Origin of the sequence: Solidesulfovibrio carbinoliphilus subsp. oakridgensis, assembly GCF_000177215.2 — a bacterium.
Lineage (GTDB): Bacteria > Desulfobacterota > Desulfovibrionia > Desulfovibrionales > Desulfovibrionaceae > Solidesulfovibrio > Solidesulfovibrio carbinoliphilus.
Map to the genome: position 1 here is coordinate 4,026,530 of NZ_CM001368.1, position 13,762 is coordinate 4,040,291.

General features: G+C 67.2%; 12 protein-coding genes and 2 tRNA genes. 5 read left to right on the forward strand and 9 right to left on the reverse strand.

Annotation, left to right across the window (positions count from 1 at the left end):
- The first annotated feature begins 96 nt into the window (after positions 1-96).
- The 3 genes from DFW101_RS17775 to DFW101_RS17785 all read left to right on the forward strand — a co-directional run bounded on the left by DFW101_RS17775 (position 97) and on the right by DFW101_RS17785 (position 1,715).
- The gene (locus DFW101_RS17775) at positions 97-438 is read left to right on the forward strand and encodes a hypothetical protein (RefSeq protein ID WP_009182904.1); all 342 of its coding nucleotides are present in this window, start codon (positions 97-99) and stop codon (positions 436-438) included.
- A 95-nt stretch (positions 439-533) separates the two neighbouring features.
- Positions 534-1,121, forward strand: a complete 588-nt coding sequence (locus tag DFW101_RS17780) for a DJ-1/PfpI family protein (RefSeq protein WP_009182905.1) — start codon at positions 534-536, stop codon at positions 1,119-1,121.
- 174 nt (positions 1,122-1,295) lie between these two features.
- On the forward strand, positions 1,296-1,715 hold the full coding sequence (locus DFW101_RS17785) for a hypothetical protein (RefSeq protein WP_009182906.1): 420 nt from the start codon (positions 1,296-1,298) through the stop codon (positions 1,713-1,715).
- Positions 1,716-1,846: 131 nt separating this feature from the next.
- Here the strand turns inward: DFW101_RS17785 and DFW101_RS17790 are convergent, their stop codons facing one another.
- Positions 1,847-2,608 carry a UPF0280 family protein gene (locus tag DFW101_RS17790; RefSeq protein ID WP_009182907.1) on the reverse strand — a complete coding sequence of 254 codons (762 nt, stop codon included), beginning with the start codon at positions 2,606-2,608 and terminating at the stop codon, positions 1,847-1,849.
- 71 nt (positions 2,609-2,679) lie between these two features.
- Between DFW101_RS17790 and DFW101_RS17795 the strand changes: the two genes are divergently transcribed.
- Positions 2,680-3,630 (forward strand): glycosyltransferase family 2 protein, encoded by a 951-nt coding sequence (locus tag DFW101_RS17795; protein WP_009182908.1) that lies wholly within the window; start codon positions 2,680-2,682, stop codon positions 3,628-3,630.
- A gap of 23 nt (positions 3,631-3,653) precedes the next feature.
- On the opposite strand, the gene DFW101_RS17800 is transcribed toward DFW101_RS17795, so the two are convergent.
- Positions 3,654-4,013 (reverse strand): molybdenum cofactor biosynthesis protein MoaE, encoded by a 360-nt coding sequence (locus DFW101_RS17800; protein ID WP_009182909.1) that lies wholly within the window; start codon positions 4,011-4,013, stop codon positions 3,654-3,656.
- A gap of 28 nt (positions 4,014-4,041) precedes the next feature.
- Here DFW101_RS17800 and DFW101_RS17805 point away from each other — a divergent pair, with 28 nt between their 5' ends.
- Positions 4,042-6,741 carry a tetratricopeptide repeat protein gene (locus tag DFW101_RS17805; RefSeq protein ID WP_009182910.1) on the forward strand — a complete coding sequence of 900 codons (2,700 nt, stop codon included), beginning with the start codon at positions 4,042-4,044 and terminating at the stop codon, positions 6,739-6,741.
- Positions 6,742-6,982: 241 nt separating this feature from the next.
- Here DFW101_RS17805 and DFW101_RS17810 read toward each other — a convergent pair whose 3' ends face one another.
- The 7 genes from DFW101_RS17810 to DFW101_RS17840 form a co-directional block, all read right to left on the reverse strand.
- Positions 6,983-7,300 carry a TusE/DsrC/DsvC family sulfur relay protein gene (locus DFW101_RS17810; protein WP_009109179.1) on the reverse strand — a complete coding sequence of 106 codons (318 nt, stop codon included), beginning with the start codon at positions 7,298-7,300 and terminating at the stop codon, positions 6,983-6,985.
- A gap of 288 nt (positions 7,301-7,588) precedes the next feature.
- Positions 7,589-9,346, reverse strand: a complete 1,758-nt coding sequence (locus DFW101_RS17815; protein WP_009182911.1) for a YcaO-like family protein — start codon at positions 9,344-9,346, stop codon at positions 7,589-7,591.
- A 59-nt stretch (positions 9,347-9,405) separates the two neighbouring features.
- Complete coding sequence (locus DFW101_RS17820; protein WP_009182912.1) at positions 9,406-10,137, reverse strand: class I SAM-dependent methyltransferase; 732 nt, start codon at positions 10,135-10,137, stop codon at positions 9,406-9,408.
- A gap of 98 nt (positions 10,138-10,235) precedes the next feature.
- Positions 10,236-10,310 (reverse strand) — tRNA-Gly (locus DFW101_RS17825).
- Positions 10,311-10,323: 13 nt separating this feature from the next.
- Positions 10,324-10,398 (reverse strand) — tRNA-Cys (locus DFW101_RS17830).
- A 321-nt stretch (positions 10,399-10,719) separates the two neighbouring features.
- Positions 10,720-12,336 (reverse strand): glycosyltransferase, encoded by a 1,617-nt coding sequence (locus DFW101_RS17835; protein WP_009182913.1) that lies wholly within the window; start codon positions 12,334-12,336, stop codon positions 10,720-10,722.
- A gap of 284 nt (positions 12,337-12,620) precedes the next feature.
- The gene (locus DFW101_RS17840) at positions 12,621-13,736 is read right to left on the reverse strand and encodes a serine hydrolase domain-containing protein (protein ID WP_009182914.1); all 1,116 of its coding nucleotides are present in this window, start codon (positions 13,734-13,736) and stop codon (positions 12,621-12,623) included.
- Positions 13,737-13,762 lie beyond the last annotated feature (26 nt).

A 13,762-nucleotide genomic window follows, 5' to 3' on the forward strand; every position in this document is an offset into this window, starting at 1 on the left:
CGGGATGCGCAAGGCCGCTTGTCAGGGCCGGCGCTTGGGGGTACGAGAATCGGGAACCCCTAGAAAATCCCGTCCTTATCGCGGGGAGGAGACCACGTGCCACGATACATTCCGCTCGCCCTGCTCGTCTGCTGCCTCGCCGCCGTCGGTTGCGCCAAGGTCCAGCCCATCATCACGCCCCAGGAATTCGAGGCTTCCTGCCGGCAGGCCGCCGCCGGGGCCGATCCGGCCTGCGCGGCCAGGGTCTGCGACGTCTACCAGGCCGTGGTCACGGACTACTATGAAGACATGAACGGTTGCTATGCCGCCTGCAAGGACCGGGAAGAGTCGCTTCTGGCCTCGGTGTCCAGCCCGTGCGGCGCCAAGGTCAAGGCGGCCCACGCCGCCTGCCGGGAGTTTTGCAACCGCAAGTTCTACCGCTGCAACTGCGCCAAGTAGCTAGGCAGGCGGCCGGTCCGGTTGTCCCGGACGCCGCGTTTTGGCCGCCGCCAGGGGGCGGCGGCCAGTCCGTACAGTCAGCCAAGGAGGAACGTATGGCGGTCAAGAAGATCCTGATGCTGGTCGGCGATTACGTCGAGGACTATGAGGTCATGGTCCCGTTCCAGATGCTGCTCATGGTCGGCCACGAGGTCCATGCCGTGTGCCCGGACAAGAAGGCCGGGGACCATGTCCGCACGGCGGTCCACGATTTCGAGGGCGACCAGACCTACAGCGAAAAGCCGGGCCACAATTTTACGCTCAATGCCGACTTCGCGGCCGTGGACCCGGCCGCTTACGACGCCCTGGTCATCCCGGGCGGCCGGGCCCCGGAATACATCCGGCTCAACCCCCGGGTCATCGAGATCGTCAAGCACTTCGCCGGGGCTAAAAAGCCCATCGCCGCCGTGTGCCACGGCCAGCAGGTGCTGGTCGCGGCCGACGTGGTGGCCGGCTGCCAGTGCATGGCCTACCCGGCCGTGCAGCCGGACATCGAGCGGGCCGGGGGCACCTACGTCGGCCCCAACGCCACCTTCACCAACGCGGTGGTCAGCGGCAATCTGGTGACCGGACCGGCCTGGCCGGCCCATCCGGAATGGATCCGCAAGTTTCTGGGGCTGCTTGGCACGAAAATCGAGCCCTAAGGTCGAAAAATCAGGCCGGATTCCCGGCATGGTGCGCATCCGGCGCCAGGGAACGGCCCAGGCCTTCGGGGCCGTCCCTGATTCTTCTCTTTTTTCCCCAGGCCAACAGTGGTATAGCCCTTGGCGATGAGCGGGCCGGCGACGCACAGAGAACCGCCGACGCAACGAGGCGCTATGAGTGATTTGACCAAGATTTCGCGACTGCGGCAGGCCATCGGCGATTTCGCCGTCAACAAGGGAAAGGTGCTCCTGGTCCTTTCCTTTCTGCTTTTTATCGTAGCCGCCTATTACGTGATGGATTTCGTCACCGAAGACAGCCTGGCGGTCAAGTACAAGAAAACCACCGCCCTGGTCGAAGAAGTGCAGGAGACGAAAAATGTCCTGACCATCGTCACCAGCCAGGGGTTTTTCGTGGTGGACCCGGGCCTGCGCTCGGACAAGTTCAAAAACATCGCCGACTTCTTTCGCAAAGTGAAGGAGGACGGTTCGCCCGTGCGCATCGATTACAAGGATGTCGGCAACGACAAGGTGATCGAGAACGTCTTTTACCGGGCCGAATCCAGCAAGTTCGGCAAGATCGGCTCGCTGAAATAGTCCAGCCCCGGCCGGGGGCGGGGGCGTCGCCCCCGGCCGGGGCTGGGCCAAGGGCCGCGCCCGCCGTCCGTGCCGCCGGGGTCCCCGCGGCAATCCGGCCTGTCCGTCCGGACAGGCCCAAGGCCTCCCGCTCAGGCTTCGTCCTCCCCTTCGATCGCCACCAGTTCCAGGTCGCCGACCAGGCCGACCATCTCGCCGATTTGGACGAACGCGCCGCGCACGCCGTCCCGGGCCATGCCCCGGGCGGCGGCCAGCACGCCTTCGAGGTCCGCCCGGGACACGAGCAGGTTGCCAAGGGCCGTGGCCGCGGCGTCGGCCACGGCTCCCCGGTCCGCGACCACGGTCACCATGTCGGCCTGCCCGAGGCTGAGCGAGTGCCCGACCTTGGCCGAGGAGGCGCACACGGCGGCAGGCAGCCTGTCCGGCCCAAAGTGCAGGGCCAGGCGGGCGCCTTCCACGGGTTTGGCGAGCAGGGCCACGGTCCGCCCGACGGTGGAGCGCAGGAAAACGTCGCCGCCGTTTTCGACCAGCAGGTTGGGGGAAAGCGGGGCGAACCGGTCGGACACGGCCTGGGACACGGCCCCGGCCACGGCGGCCATGGGCCCCACGCCGAAGCGGGTGGCCGCCTCGGCCATGTCCCGGGCGATGGCGGGCGCGTCGTCCGGCACGGCCACGGGCACGAGGCTCGCGCGAAATTCCGGATTGAGCAGGATGTAGGTCATGAGCCCGGCGCGCAGGCCTGAAACGAAGTCCGCGATTTCCCGGGCCAGGCGGCGGTCGGCCACGATCCAAAGGTCGGTCTGGGCCACCACCACCTGGAAGGCGGTCTCGCCCGGCCGGGGGACCAGCGGCCGGCGGTAGGCGCGCACGGGATCGTCATGGATGGGCGGCATGGGAAGGCTCCGGCGGATAGAGGATCGGGACGGCGGCAGTATGCCCGGATCGGGGAGGGGAGGAAAGGGGGATGGCCTTGGCAGGCCGGGGCCGGGCCTGTAGAGTCCAAACGATGCAGCGAGAGGCGGCGCGGCCCGTGGGCGGCGCATCACCGAAAGGGGACGGGAGAGGACGCGGGGAACCGGGGCGCGACGTCCTGGTGTCCGTGGTCGTTCCCACCCGCGACCGGGCGGCGCTGGTGGTCCGGGCCGTGGCTTCGGTCCTGGCCCAGACCCACGCGGCCCTGGAGGTGCTGGTGGTCGACGACGGGTCGGTGGACGACACGGTGGCGCGCCTCTCGGCCCTGGGCGACCCGAGGCTTCGGGTCCTGTCCCACGCGGCCGGGCGCGGCGTGTCGGCGGCCCGCAACACCGGCCTTGGGGCGGCCCGGGGGGCGTATGTGGCCCTGCTCGATTCCGACGACGAGTGGCTGCCGGCCAAGATCGAGCGGCAACTGGCCTTCATGCGGGAGCGGAAGCTCTCTGTCAGCCAGACCCAGGAAATCTGGATGCGCAACGGCCGGCGGGTCAATCCCACGGCCGCAAACCGCAAGCCGGACGGCTTTTTTTTCGAGCAGGCGCTGGTGCGGTGCGTGGTCAGCCCGTCCACGAGCATGGGCGTGCGGGCCTATTGGGAGGAGATGGGCGGTTTCGACGAGACCCTGCCGGCCTGCGAGGATTACGACCTGTGGCTGCGGACCTTGCTGTGCCACCCGATCGGCCTTTTGGACGAATATCTGGCCGTGCGCCACGGCGGCCGGCCGGACCAGCTTTCGGCCATCCACCTGGGCCAGGACCTCTACCGCATCCGGTCCATGGCCCGGTTGCTCACGCGGCCCGACCTGTCCCCATGGCATAGGGATTGCATTCGAAAAGAGCTGGGCCGCAAGGCCCGGATCTACGCCACGGGGTGCTTGAAGCGCGACAGGCCGGAAGAGGCCGGTCGCGTGCTGGCCCTGGCCGAGGCGGCGGCCGCCTTATGAGGCCGGAAAGCCGAAGGAGCCGCCTAGGGCGCGACTTCTTTCTTGGTGATGGCTTCGGCCTTGATGCGGGTCAGCGTGTGGGTGAGCCCGGCCAGGACGTTTTCCCGGATGTCGCCGGCGGCCACGATGAAAAGCAGGTCGTCGCCCGGGGCGAACGTCCCGGCCCTGGCCTCGACCAGCACCCGGAACATGCCGGGCATGGCCTCGCCCTCACGGCGGATGGCCTCGACCAGGTCCTGGTTCACCCGGACCTCCAGGGAGGCCACGGGGCTGCCTTGGCGCGACGTGGCCCGGGCCACGCCGTTGTGCACGAGCACCATGCCGACCTTTTCGAGAAAGCCCGGCTCGGCCTTGAGCGCTGCAATGGTTTTTGAGATGTCCATGGCCGCCAAGTAAGGGAGAATCGCCCCGTTGTCCACGCTTTACATCACCAATCTCCTGGACCGCCTGCCGACGGTCGGCTCCACCCGCATGGTCCATGCCGGCATCGGCGTCTGGGTGGCCTGGGACGGCCAGCTCGACACCGCCTTCGAGGCCATGCTGCGCGATTACGGCGGATTCCGCATGGCCGAGGCCACGGGCCAGGCCTTGTGGTTTTTCTTCGGCGACGAGGGCTTGCGGGCCCTGGGGCGCATCCATGTCTGGGGCCGGGTCAATGCCATGCCGGTCTTCATCGAGGTCTTCCCGGCCACGATGCTCATAAGCCCGAAGTTCGAGCTGTCCCTGTCCATGTCCGTGGAGCTCTCCCGCCAGCACGTGAACCCGTCCGATTCCCTGGACATCCTCATCCACCCCAACCTCAAAAACCAGATCGCGCTCATTCCCGGGCTCTCCTGCACCCCGGCCAAGCCGGCCTCCGGCCTGGCCCGGGTGGCCTTCGAGCATTTCGAGGCCGACCACGGCCTGTCCTACGAGTCCGGGCTCGGCTGGCTGTGCGTGCTGCGGCCGCTTGGCGATCCGCTGGCCCGGGACACGGCCGAGGGGTGGCGCAACATCGCGGTGGAGCTTTTGGACATCGTGGACCGGCTCGGCCTCAAGTTTTTGCGCCACGAGGGGTTTCTCATCTTCGAGGTGCCCGGGCTGCGCCTTTTCCGATCCTGGTGCCGGGACACCGTGGCCCGCATCGTGCGCCTCAAGGAGGAAGGGGACGCCGGCCACTACTGGCCAAGCGTCATGGCCGCGGTCCCGTCCAAGGGCCGGACCTGCGGCAAGGACCTGCCCCGGCGGATCGGGCTCGACTGGGACAAGCTGACCCCGGACTTCCCCCACATGAACTACCGCTCGGCCTTCCTCCTTGGCGACGAATTCGTCATCCACGAGGCCCGGACCCTGTCCCGGGGGCTGACCGTCGAGGACTGGTGCAACGTGAGCCTGGTCGACGCGGCCGAGGAGGCCGAGCCCCAGGGCGTTCTGGCCGTGCCCTTGCCGTCCAACCTGTCCGGCGGGGACGCCCGGCTCTGCTTCTACTGCGGCCTCAACAACCACCCGGCCCGCCAGTGTCCGTCCAAGGTCCTGGCCGGGCCCCGGCCCGAGGTCTGGGAGCGGTTCGGCCGGCTGGACATCGGCCGCCTGGAGGGCCTGTCCCAGAGCCTGGATGCCGCCCTGGCCGCCGATCCGGTGGCCGAGATGACGCGCCGGCTCGGCGGCAAGGAGGAGATGGATCTGCTCCTGCAGGCCATCTTCGAGATCGACCTGCCGTTTCAGACCCGCACCCTGGAGATGGTCTGGCGCAGCCGGGGCAAGGACCTGCCGGCCGGGTTCGAGCAGCTGGGGCCCCGGGAGGGCGACTATTTCTGGGAGGCGCTCGCCGCCCTTCGCGAGCGCAACGACCAGAACTACGAGGCCCAGCTCGCCCAGGCCCTGGCCAAATACCCCCGGGCCTACCAGCCGAAGTCCGTCCAGGGGTTCGCGTCCATGGAGGCCGACGACTGGACCAAGGCGGTCTATTATTGGCAGGAGTCGGGGCGGCTTTGCTACACGGCCCTGCAGCGCGGCTATTTCCTGTTCCTCCAGGCCCGGGCCCTGGAGGTGCAGGGGGAGTTCCACAAGGCCATCGCCCTGTTCCGGGAGGCCCTGCGGGAGTGTCCCAAATGGACCGAGCCGGTCTACCGCCAGGGCGTTTGCCTGGTGAAGATGGGATTCACGGACCAGGGGCTCCAGCTTTTCGGCCAGCTTCTGGCCGGGGACCCGACCATGTTCAACCGGGTGATGGTGGACCCGGAGCTGGAGCGGGGGAGGCTGCACATCCTGTCCTCCCTGTGGCGGATCTGGAAGCAGTCGCGGGAGGAGGCCAACGCGAGACTTACCGCCCTCGGCGCCTTGTCCGAGTCCCTGCGCGCCCGTTTTCTGGAGGGCGAGCCGTATCTGGTCGAATCCGAGGACCGGGTCAAGGCGCTGGTCACGCTCGGCCAGGTCGGCAACTTCGTGGCCTTCAAGCGCCTGGAGGCCGGGGTCGGGGACATCGAGGAGGCGGTCCGCAAGAAGATCGATTCCGAGATCAAGGTCATGCAGCAGGAGCAGGCCCGGCAGTTCGAGGATCTCAAAAGCGTGCAGCGGGAGGCGGCCTGGTTTCCCTTTCCCACGCTCCTTCGGGAATTCAACAAGGATTTCAACTACTGCGCCACCAAGCTCAACTGGATGCGGACCTCGTCCATGGCCGAGGCGGAAAATTTCCACAAGAGCCGGGTGTTTTTGCCCGAGGTGGACGAGCGGATCCGGACGTTGCGCACCCGGCTCATCACCCTTCGCATCGTGCGGGACTCGACCTTTTTCTGCATGCTCCTTGGCCGCAACTTCCTGTGGATGGAAGTGGTCGGCCTTGGCCTGTCGCTCGTCCTGGTGCCGGTCTTCGTCTACGTGTTCCAGCGTTCGGGCCAGGGCTGGGTGGCGGACATGATGGAGCAGCAGAAGTGGCAGCTGCAAAAGGGGCTGGTCATTATCCTGACGATCTCGGCCATGGCCCTGGCCGCCATCAAGACGGCCATGACCTTTGATTCGAAAAAGCGCAAGCTCTTCAAGCTGGCCGAGGAAGGCAAGCTGCCGGTCAAAAAGCCCAAGCCGAAAAAAAAGCCCAAGCCGAAGCCCAAGCCAAAGTCCAAGCCCGCCAAGTGACGGGACGGCGGTGCGGCGGCGTCCGCCCGCCGCGCCCGTGCCCCGGCAGCCGGCGTCCCTTCCGTCCGGCCGCCACCCGGACGGCCGGGTGGAGCGCTTCTGTCTTTGCCGCACCGGGCCATTCGCCGCCCGGGCGGCGCGGTCCCGGCCGTCCCGCCCGGCGGCCGGCATCCGGGGCCGGGGCCATGAAAAAAGGCGGAGAGTCGCCTCTCCGCCTTTTTTCCTCGAGGAATCGTAAAGCCTAGACGCAGCCCGTGGGCTTGGGCAGGCCGGCCATTTTGCAGGCTCCTTTGCCCGGTCCGGACGGGAACAGCTCGTAGATGTGCTTCAGCTTGAATCCGGTCACCTTGGACAGGATGCGGACCATGGGCGCAATGCCGTTCTTTTTGTAGTAGTCCTGAAGAAACTCGATGACCTTGTTGTGCTCGGGGGTGAGTTCCTTGATGCCCTCGGAGTCCTTCACGTAATCAACCCACTCGAGCGTCCAGTCCTCGAATTTCTGCAAGAAGCCGTCTTCATCGACCTCGAACGATTTGCCTTTGTACTCGACAGTAGCCATGCGCATCCTCCTTACAGGTTGATGAGAAAAGCGCCCGGAACGTTGCTTCAAAAAACCGGGCGGTTCGCAAGCGCCGCCCTGCGGGGCAGGGGGCCTCACCCATGAATCAGAGCACCCTTGATGCCCGATGGGTCGTGTGTGTCAGGGCGCCGTGTGACAAACAGGCTCCCGCGTTACTTTTTTAACGTACGCCGGAAAAAAGGTTCTTGTCAACGTCTTTCCCTGCCACGGTGACAAGGTAATGACAATTTTGTCCATTATGACAAGGTGTTGAATCAGGATCGCCGCCTAATCGCTTTTTGTGGCCAAACCGGCCAGGGCTTCCCGGGCGAAGGTGATAGCCGGATCAAGGGCCAGGGCCGCGTTCAGGTGGTGGGCCGCCAGTTCCGTGCGCCCGAGCCGGGCCTGGCACAGGCCCAGGTTGGCCAGGTCCATGGCCGAACCGGCGTCGAGCTCGAGGGCCGCCTCGAAGTCGTGGGCCGCGGCCTGATAGTCCCCGGCCTTGAACCGGGCCACGCCGCGCAGGTTGAAATACTCCTTGACCTCCGGGCAAAGGGCGATGGCCCGGTCAAGGAGCGGCACCACCTCCCCGTACCGGTCGAGCCGGGCCAGGGCGTGAGCCTGGTAAAAGGCGGCCAGGGCCTGGTCTTCCGGCAGCGGCTGCAAGGCCTCGGACACGGCGAAACGGTGGAGCGCCAGGCAGGGGTCGCCGGTGCGAAGGGCAAGCAGTCCCTCGAAAAAGGGCACGAACGGCGCGTCCGGGTAGATGTCGGCCAGGGCGGCCAGGCCGGCTGCGGCCGTGTCCGGATCGGCCTGTTCGGCCAGGAGCCGGCCCGTGAAAAGCCCGAGGCTCGCGGTCGGGGTCCGCTCCCGGAAGGCGAAGCCGGGCACGATGTTGTAGTTGGCGGACAGCCCGAGCTCCGGATGGGTGGTGTCGATGGTCAGGAGCGGATGGCCCATGGCGGCCAGGCGCCCGGCCAGTTCGGCCAGTTCCTCGGCGATGTCCTCCCGCTCGATGCCCGGCAGGCTGCAAAGGCCGACGGTCGGCCCGGCAAAGACCCAGGCGGCTTCGTCCAGGGTCCTGAATTTCGGCAGGCCCGAGGCCTCGTAGTTGCTCGACGTCTCGAAATCGCCGGCCAGCTGGGCCACCTCGGTCAGGGCCCGGATGGCGGCCTTGGCCGGCGAGGCGGCCGTGCCGGCGGTGAAGACGATTTCCGAGGACTCGGGGAAGGTGGCCGGATCGTAGGCGATGGCCCCGACGGTCGGCACGGGCATGCCCAGGCTGAAGTCCTTGAGCCAGACCCGCACCCCTTCCCGGGCAAAGGCGGCCAGGAGGCCGGAGAGAACCGGATCGTCGCAGGTGGCCGGGTCGATGGTCGGCAGTTCCGGCCGGTCGCGATCGATCACGGCGCAGACGTGCCGCTCGACCAGTTCGCAGGCCCCCTGGAGCACGGACTCCTCGAAACAGTTGCCGGCCGAGGAGCCGTTGAACTCGTTTAAGAGCTTGAACCAGTCCAAGGGCACGGCCACGTCCTCGCCCGCGGCCACGTCGCGCACCAGGGCGAACCGCCAGGGGAGCAGGTCCAGGATGCGCCTTGCCGCCGCGTCGTCGAGGCCCGTCTCGCCGACCGAATGGCGGATGAGCGACAGCGGCACGAGGCGGTCGCCGAACGAAGCCTCGGCCTCGGACCAGGTGGCGGAAACCAGCCGGCCCCCGTCCTCCCAGAAGGAGAAGAAGCTGAACCGCTCGGCCAGTTCCATAAGCGCCGACGCCTCGGCCTGCTCGGGGGAGGCCCCTTTGCCCATCTGCTTGCGGGTTGGCATGACGGCCCGGGCCGCTTCGCCGCAGAGGCTCAGAAAGACGGGAATGCCGAGCCGGCCGGTGTCGATGCGCCGGGTCTCGGCCAGGACGCCGGCCCCAAGCCGGGCGAAGGCGGCCTTGGCCCGGGCCACGGTCTCGGCCGGGGGGCAGATCTTGTCCTGGTCCAGGGCATAGCCCTTGGGGCGGGACGCCAGTCCCTTGGGAACGAAACGGCTGGTATCCATGGGTGCTCGCTTGCTTGGGGAGTGCGGGAGCCGTGGGCCGGGCCCGGCCCACGGGCGGCTCAGGCGTGCTTGCGCGGGCGCAGGCGGTAGATCTGGCACAGCTTGCGTTCGGGCTCGCCGCTTTCGGGGTTGGTTTCCTTGTACCCGACCACGCGCTCGGCCTGGTGGAATTCCTTTTCGGCCATGCCGAGAAACCGGGTGGCCTTGCGGGTGTAGTCCTTGGCCAGGACGACTTCCGCACCCGGGGCGAGGGCGATGTGGGCCAGGAGAAATTTCAGGAGCCCCCGGTAGAGGTCTTCCAGGTAGAGGACTTCCGAGCCGAGGATGACGTCGAAGCGCCGGCCGAGCCGGTCGGCCGCGAAATCGGCGTGGGCCACCGAGGCCCGGTCGGCCAGGCCGTTTTGCAGGATGTTGATCTGCGAAAAGAGCAGGGCGTCGGGGTGGATGTCGGTCAAAAGGGTCGTGAAGCCCTGTTTCGCCGCAAACAGCCCGCAAATGCCGACGCCGGCGCCGAGTTCGAGCAGGGTGCGGCCGTCGCCCGGGCCGAGGTGGGCCAGGAAATGGCCGAGGAGCATGGAGGCGGGCCAGATCTTGGCCCAGTAGGGCAGGGTGATGGGCCCTTGGCCGGCGGTCAGGACGAGGCGGTCGATCAGGGCCTCGAGGTCGGCGATCTGGAGGATCTCCAAGGTTTCGCCGGCGATGGACACGGGTTCGAACCGGACGTCGTAGCGGCTTTTGGCCGCGTCCAGGAGTTCGTCGAGCGGGGCGGAAAGGGGGATGGTTGGATGCACAATCACTCCCGTTCTGGTATGAAAACGCCTCTAGCCCAAAAGCGGCCGGGAGGCAAAGAAAAAGGGCCGGCTTTGGGGCCGGCCCTGGGTTTGCGGAGTGGAGCGGGAAACGGGATTTGAACCCGCGACTTCAACCTTGGCAAGGTTGCACTCTACCACTGAGTTATTCCCGCTCATGTTCGGCTGTGGAGGCGGCATCCGGATTTGAACCGGAGAATGGAGGTTTTGCAGACCTCTGCCTTACCACTTGGCTATGCCGCCTCAATCTCAAAGACCAATCTCTTTATTCGCCCCCGGCCCGGTTGTCAATCGTTTTTTCAAACTTTCTTTCTGTCCGGTCCGGAGCGGCGGGGCGGCCGCCGTTGCCGAGGCGCATAACTGTCAAAATTGCGGGCCTTCGTCAACAAGGAATTTGCGCCCGATCGAATTTTTTCTGTAACATGCTGCAATTTAAATTAAAACTATGGATGATTTTCGGGCCGCTTCCCGGCCGGCCACGGCCCGCCAACGGCCCGGGAGCCGGCCCCTTGGCCCGGGTACCGGATTTTCCCGGCCCGAAACGTCCCGGCCGGCCGGGCGCGCCTACCGGTTCAGGCCCAGGGAATCGAGGGCCGACAGCTCCTCTTTGCGCTCATACCACTTGTAGTGGAACTTGAGGTCGTTGCCCATGATGCTGCCCTGGCTGGCCAGGGACAACCTGCTTTTGGCCGAGGTGCCGGAGTCCTGCCTGTGCACGCAGGTGACCGTGCCGCAGAAAAAGACCTTCCAGCCGGCCAGGCACAGTTGCAGGTCGTGGTCCGTGTCGTCGATCTGGGAGGGCGAGTAGCGGATGTCGAAGCTCGGGGCGTCGGCCAGGGAGGCCACGCGCAGGAGGTGCTGGCAGCCCATGACCACCCGGGCCTCGCGCACCACGTCGTAAAGGCCGATGTCGTACTGCTGGTAGCCGGTCGGCAGGCTGACCCGGATGGCGTCGTCGTGGGTCAGGGAGACGTGGCGGTAGAGGTACTGGAGCATCTTGAACCGGCCCGGGAAGACGACCTTGCAGCCGACGTTGCCGATTTTCGGGTCGCTTTCGGCCACGGTCAGGAAATGGGCCAGCCAGTCGGGCTGGAGATAGACGTCGTCGTCCAAGAAGGCCACGTAGTCGCTTTCCCGGGTGGCCGGCTGGGCCAAGAGCCAGTTGCGGGCGGCCGGGGCCCCGACGTTGACCGGAAGCGCGATGATCTCCACCTCGTTTTGCGGGAAAAGCTCCCGGGCCCGGCCGGCCACGGCCAGGCTGTCGTCCGTGCAGCCGTTTAAAAGAATCTTGATCCTGGCCGGGCCGATGGCGCACCGGGCCAGGCTCGCCAGCGTCTCCCCGAGCACCTGCCCTTTGTTGTAACTGTAGAGATAGATGGCGACGCGCCTCTCGTCCACGAGCCCGGGGTTCGGGACGAACGGCGCGCGCAGGGCCTCCAGGCGCAGGGCATAGGGCCGTTGCAGGGGATCGAGTTCGAAAGCCCGGCCGTAGAGGGCCAGGGCCTGCTCCGTATCCCCGGCCCGGTGGTGCATCTCCGCCGCCCGGCTGAGCGTGAAGGGGTCGTCCACCCGGCCGGCGATGGCCGGCCAGTGGGGCCAGGCCCCGGCATCGTCGCCGAGGGCGGCGTGGTGGTTGAAAAGCCGCTTGGTCCAAAGGGGCAAGAGGACCTTCGGGCACTTGAAGGCGGCCAGGCTCTCGCTCGGCGGCTGGCCCTGGTAGAAATCCAGGCTGAGGAGCAGGTCGGCGTAGCGCACGGCCATGGGGTGGCGGGCCAGGATGCGCTCGCAGATCGTGCGGATGTCCCCACCCTGGTACTTCATGGAAGCCTTTCGCAGCTCGGTGAAGGTCTGGGGCTCCACATGGGTGCCGGCCAGGACCTTGACCACCGTGGCCGCGCCCGGGGAGATGCCGGAATCCACCCCGATGCTCAGGACGTCCGGATCGAAATTGGCCAACTGCACGGCGGACTTGATGGCCTGTTCGAGCAGCGACTTGGCATAGGGGGGCAACTCGGCGATGTCTTCGGCCAAAAGGCGGTTGATAAAGGAGACCGACAGCGGCAAATCTATTTGGAACGTATTGAGATAGTTGTGGTAATATTTGCAGGCCGCGTCCATGTTCAAGGCGGCGAGTTCGCCGCCGAGGCCTGCGAGCTTTTCCGAATCTCCTGCCTGGGCCATACTGTTCCTCCGTTCCGGGGCCGACGGGCGGGCCGGACCGGGACCAACGTCCCGGCCGTGGCCCGGTTGGCGTCGCGCCTTGCCGGGTGTGCTGCGTCGCGGTCTTTAAGCAAAAGTGGTGCCAGGAAAAATTTGGCCGGCCGAGGCGGAGGCTGCCGCTCGGCCATGGTCATGGCCGGGGCACGGCATCTCTCAGCGGGGTTGCGGCCCGGCCAAGGCCTGCCGTTGCCCGGAAGCCGGCAGCGGGCTTCTGCCCCCGGCCCACGGTGGGAAAAAACGCCGGCCTAGGGCAGGTCTTTCCCGGTCGCCAGCTCCAGCAGTCGCCAGCCCTCCTTGGTGAAGTCCCCTTCCGTGTCGCACAAAAGAACGATGCCGGCGTTGTCTTCCGGGGACAGGAGGACCAGAGCGAAATAGCCGCCCGACCGGCCGGCGTGGAGCAGGTATTCCTTGCCGCCGAAGTTCATGATGTTCCAGAAAAAGCCCAGGAAGAGCGTCGGAATGGAGGAGACGTGTTTCCGGGGCAGCTGGGCCAGCTTCATGGCCGGCAACAGGGGGGTGGGCAGAAGGCCCATGTTGGCGGCCGCGTAGGTCAGGAGGTCGTCGGCCGTGGACCGCAGGGCCCCGGCCCCCTCGAGTCCGGTCACGTCCCAGTTGGGCACGATCCTGCCCTTGGCGTCATGGCCGTGGGTCATGCGGCCGGCCTGTTCGGCCGACAGGGTGATGGTGGTGTCGGCCATGGCCAGGGGCTCGCAGACCTTGTGTTTGACGAGCGTCTCGTAGTCCGTCCCGGCCAGCCGGGCCATGAGATAGCCGCACAACCCGGCCCCGACGTTGCTGTAGAAAAAATCCCGGCCGACAGGGGCGATGGGCCGGGCCCGGGCGAGATAGTCGAGGAGCAGGCCCGTGGAATAGCCGGCCAGCGGGTTCTGGGGGTCCCTGGACGGCAGGTTGTCCGGGCCTTCGGGCAGGCCCGAGGCGTGGGTGGCCAGGTCGAGGTAGCTGACCGGGGCCAGCGGCGACTCCTTGCCCAGGGTGCCGGCCGGCAGATCGAGGCGGATGGGGTCCGTGGCCCGGACCCGGCCTGCCATGACGGCCTGGGCCAGCAGGAGCCCGGTGAAGGTCTTGGTGATGGACCCGATCTCAAAGAGCGTGCGCCCGTCCGGGGCCCCGGAACGCCGCCCCTCGCCGGCCCGGCCGAAGCCGTGGACCACCCGGCCGGCCGGGCTGACGTAGCCGACGACCAAGCCGTGGACCCGGCCGGATTCGGTCAGCCGGGCCACGACCTGGGCCGTGGCCTGCCGACCGGGCAGGCCGGCGGCCCGGGCCGGGGGCCCGGCTCCGAGGAGCAGGGCGAGCAGGACCACGAGGGCGGCCGGCAGGGAAAAAGAAGGTCGCGGCATGGGGACGTCTCCAGGGCAGGGGCGGG

Bases quoted from the DNA above. Each gene is read 5' to 3' on its own strand.
- DFW101_RS17780 (WP_009182905.1), top strand. From the start codon at position 534: ATGGCGGTCAAGAAGATCCTGATGCTGGTCGGCGATTACGTCGAGGAC.
- DFW101_RS17785 (WP_009182906.1), top strand. From the start codon at position 1,296: ATGAGTGATTTGACCAAGATTTCGCGACTGCGGCAGGCCATCGGCGAT.
- DFW101_RS17790 (WP_009182907.1), bottom strand. From the start codon at position 2,608: ATGCCGCCCATCCATGACGATCCCGTGCGCGCCTACCGCCGGCCGCTG.
- DFW101_RS17795 (WP_009182908.1), top strand. From the start codon at position 2,680: ATGGCCTTGGCAGGCCGGGGCCGGGCCTGTAGAGTCCAAACGATGCAG.
- DFW101_RS17800 (WP_009182909.1), bottom strand. From the start codon at position 4,013: ATGGACATCTCAAAAACCATTGCAGCGCTCAAGGCCGAGCCGGGCTTT.
- DFW101_RS17810 (WP_009109179.1), bottom strand. From the start codon at position 7,300: ATGGCTACTGTCGAGTACAAAGGCAAATCGTTCGAGGTCGATGAAGAC.
- DFW101_RS17815 (WP_009182911.1), bottom strand. From the start codon at position 9,346: ATGGATACCAGCCGTTTCGTTCCCAAGGGACTGGCGTCCCGCCCCAAG.
- DFW101_RS17835 (WP_009182913.1), bottom strand. From the start codon at position 12,336: ATGGCCCAGGCAGGAGATTCGGAAAAGCTCGCAGGCCTCGGCGGCGAA.
- DFW101_RS17840 (WP_009182914.1), bottom strand. From the start codon at position 13,736: ATGCCGCGACCTTCTTTTTCCCTGCCGGCCGCCCTCGTGGTCCTGCTC.